The organism is Chryseobacterium urinae (genome assembly GCF_030518295.1).
GTDB lineage: Bacteria > Bacteroidota > Bacteroidia > Flavobacteriales > Weeksellaceae > Chryseobacterium > Chryseobacterium mucoviscidosis.
This window is the reverse complement of the sequence record NZ_JAULSJ010000069.1, coordinates 1-3299: the sequence shown is the minus strand read 5'-3', so window position 1 is coordinate 3299 and position 3299 is coordinate 1. Positions and strand designations below refer to the sequence as shown.

General features: G+C 37.1%; 3 protein-coding genes. 1 reads left to right on the top strand and 2 read right to left on the bottom strand.

The features are described from left to right. Positions 1-14: 14 nt before the first annotated feature. Entirely contained in the window at positions 15-1454 is a 1440-nt protein-coding gene (locus QWT87_RS20875; RefSeq protein ID WP_302718644.1) for an AAA family ATPase, read from the bottom strand. A gap of 41 nt (positions 1455-1495) precedes the next feature. Beyond that, on the bottom strand, positions 1496-2617 hold the full coding sequence (locus tag QWT87_RS20870) for a vWA domain-containing protein (protein WP_302718642.1): 1122 nt from the start codon (positions 2615-2617) through the stop codon (positions 1496-1498). Between the two features lie 481 nt (positions 2618-3098). On the opposite strand from QWT87_RS20870, the gene QWT87_RS20865 reads away from it, so the two are divergent. Continuing rightward, a partial coding sequence (locus QWT87_RS20865; RefSeq protein ID WP_407933601.1) for a hypothetical protein occupies positions 3099-3299 on the top strand: 201 nt, incomplete at its 3' end.

Genomic DNA, 3299 nt, shown 5'->3' with positions numbered 1-3299 from the left:
TCATAAAACAGATTCTATGAAAAGAAAACTCCCGTTCTGAATCTTTCTTTATTCAGTTTTTTATTCACAGCCAATCCCCAAAGAATAAATTCTTTTAAAAACAGAAGATCTTCGGGTTGGGTATCGGGTTGGTATTTTTCAATGATTTCATCAAGCGGAGTAATTCGATTTAGGTTTTTCGCGTAGACTTCATCCGGAGATTCGTCGGTAATTTCTAAAAATCCGTCATCCTGTAAAAACCAGTCGGTGATCTGGCTGAATGGTCCGTCTACATTCTTTTTCTCCAGTTTTTCTATTTTGGGGAAATACGTGGTAAACAGAGTTTTTACCGCATTATCTATTAAAAGTTGTGCCACAGATTCTGCTCCTTCCTGCTCTCCTTCATAAACCAATTCTACCTTTCCGGTAATCGCAGGAATAACGCCAACGAAATCGCTCAATCTCACCGAAGTTTTTTCTTCGCCAGCCAACAAAGCTCTACGTTCTGCCGTACTCAACAAATTTTCGAAAGCGGTGATGCTCATACGTGCACTGACACCACTTTTTGCATCTACATATTCGCTCTCGCGGGCTTCAAAACCAATCTGTTCCAGAAGATCATGGGCTAAAGCCGGGACATACACTCCGCTATTCTGGCGGCTGTCCAGACTGGATTCATATTTTGTAATTTCTTTCGCAATATGGATATTTTCAGGATAGTGCGTTAAAATCTGCGATCCGATACGGTCTTTCAGAGGAGTAACGATGCTTCCTCTGTTGGTATAATCTTCCGGATTGGCGGTAAAAACAAACTGAATATCCAAAGGCATTCTCACTTTAAATCCACGAATCTGAACATCGCCTTCCTGTAAAATATTAAACAGGGAAACCTGAATTCTTGCCTGTAGATCCGGCAATTCATTAATTACAAAAATACAGCGGTTGGCTCTCGGAATCATTCCAAAATGTATCACACGATCGTCTGCATAGGAAAGTTTAAGATTAGCAGCTTTTATCGGATCTACATCACCAATAAGATCGGCAACAGTAACATCCGGAGTAGCCAGTTTTTCGAAAAATCTTTCATCACGGTGAAGCCATTCAATGGGTGTGTTATCACCTTCTTTCTCAATTAATTCTTTTGCAAATCGGGAAATCGGGTTAAAAGGATCATCATTAATCTCGCTTCCGTCCACATAAGGAATCCATTCATCCAACAAGCTTGTCATCATTCTTGCCAGTCTTGTTTTAGCCTGACCTCGCAATCCTAATAAATTGATGTTATGCTTACTGAGAATGGCATGCTCCAATTGAGGAATTACCGTGTTTTCGTATCCGAAGATTCCCTCAAATACAGATTCTCTATTTCGGATTATAGTTTTTAAATTATCCCGTAATTCGTCTTTAATATGTTTTGATGTATAACCTGATGCTTTTAACGCACCAAGCGTTTTTATTTCTGGCTTTGCAGTCATTGTATTTAAATCTAATTGATAATTTTTATTGAGTAATAATTTTAACGGATTCTTCTTTTACGATTGGATTCATAATCTTCAAAAATCATGTTTCCTAAACCATTAAGACCTGTATAAAATGCTTTTCCCTGATTGGCTTCTGTAAATTCGCTCACGAAATGCTGTAAATAAGAATCCTGAGCAATCATGAAAGTAGTAATCGGGATATGCAGTCTTCTTGCCTGAGCTGCCATATTATAACACTTCTGAACAACATAATCATCCAGTCCGTAAGAATTCATATAATAAGTACCATCCGGTTCGCGCACACAGCTTGGTTTTCCGTCGGTAATCATAAAAATCTGTTTGTTGGTATTTCGCTTTCTCCGAAGAATATCCATTGCTAACTGAAGCCCTGCAACAGTATTGGTATGATAAGGACCCACCTGCAGATAAGGAAGTTCCTGAATCTTTACAGGCCATGCATCATCCCCAAAAACAATAATATCTAAAGTATCTTTCGGATAACGTGTTGTGATTAATTCAGCGAGAGCCATCGCCACTTTTTTAGCCGGCGTAATACGGTCTTCACCATACAGAATCATACTGTGGCTGATGTCGATCATTAAAACAGTGCTCATTTGAGACTGGTGTATGCTGTCTTCAACAATAAGATCATTTTCCGTAAGATGAAAATCTCCGATCCCGTTATTGATTTGTGCATTCTTTAGACTCTCCGTCATTGAAATTTTTTCCACAGAATCACCGAAATTATAATTTCTGAATTCTCCGGTTAAGTCTTCACCTGCTCCGCTTTTATTCGTTTTATGATTTCCGTTTCCGCTCTTTTCAAGATTTCCAAATATTTGTTTAAGTGCCTGCTTACGGATATTCTGTTCCATTTTCGCACTTAACGTAACTCCATTGCCATTTCCATCTGGATTAATCTCTTCCCGAATATATCCTTTCTTCTTAAGGTCTTCAATAAAGTCATCTATTGTATATTCAGGAGTGGTTAATTGGTATTCTTCATCCAGCATCCGAAGCCAGTCAATTGCTTCATCAAAATCACCTGAAGTATGAGTCAGTAAATCCGTAAAAATTTCCAGCAATCGGTCAAATACAGATCGTTCCGGTTCCTGATAAGTATTAAACCTAAAACCTCTTACAATATGCTCTTTCATATCATAAATTTACGATATAAATTAAAAAGCCTTAAGAGATTTAGTCTATTTTACTTTTTAAGAATAAAAATAATTGAATCAAAGAAAGTGTTTAAATTTTTTAAAGGAAAAAGTCATCTATTACTTTAAGTAAGCGTTTTCAATATCCTAAATATATTTTCAGGAGCTTTATCCCGCTATCCACTTCTACTCATCGCGCCCGGCTTTCCGAGCTAATGCCTTCTTTCCCACATCACGCTGCGGGGTATCCGTTTCTATGGTAAGTTTGCATCAAACAAAACAGATTGATAATTTAGTTAAAAATATTAACCAGAAGAGCAAAAGCAGTAGGATAAAGACAGACGCTCGAATGATACTTTGATATCGCCCCTGATTTTATTCCCCTGCTGCTGTTTTCTTCCAAATCCGGATAGAGCATTGTTGGTAAAAACTTTTACCATGGTGGATCAGAAGAAAACCTCTTTATAAAAAAAGATTTACGATGACAAAATTATCAAAAAAAGTGATTGGCGTAGATGTAGGATCAAAGTTTTTAACGGTAAGCTTAAATGATTTAAATAATTGTGATCAGGTTTACAACATCGAAAACAACCAACGTTCAATTTTATCCTTTTTAGATAAAATTTCCTTAGAAAATTATTGTCTGGTTATAGAATCTACGGGTAATTACAGCAGTAGGATT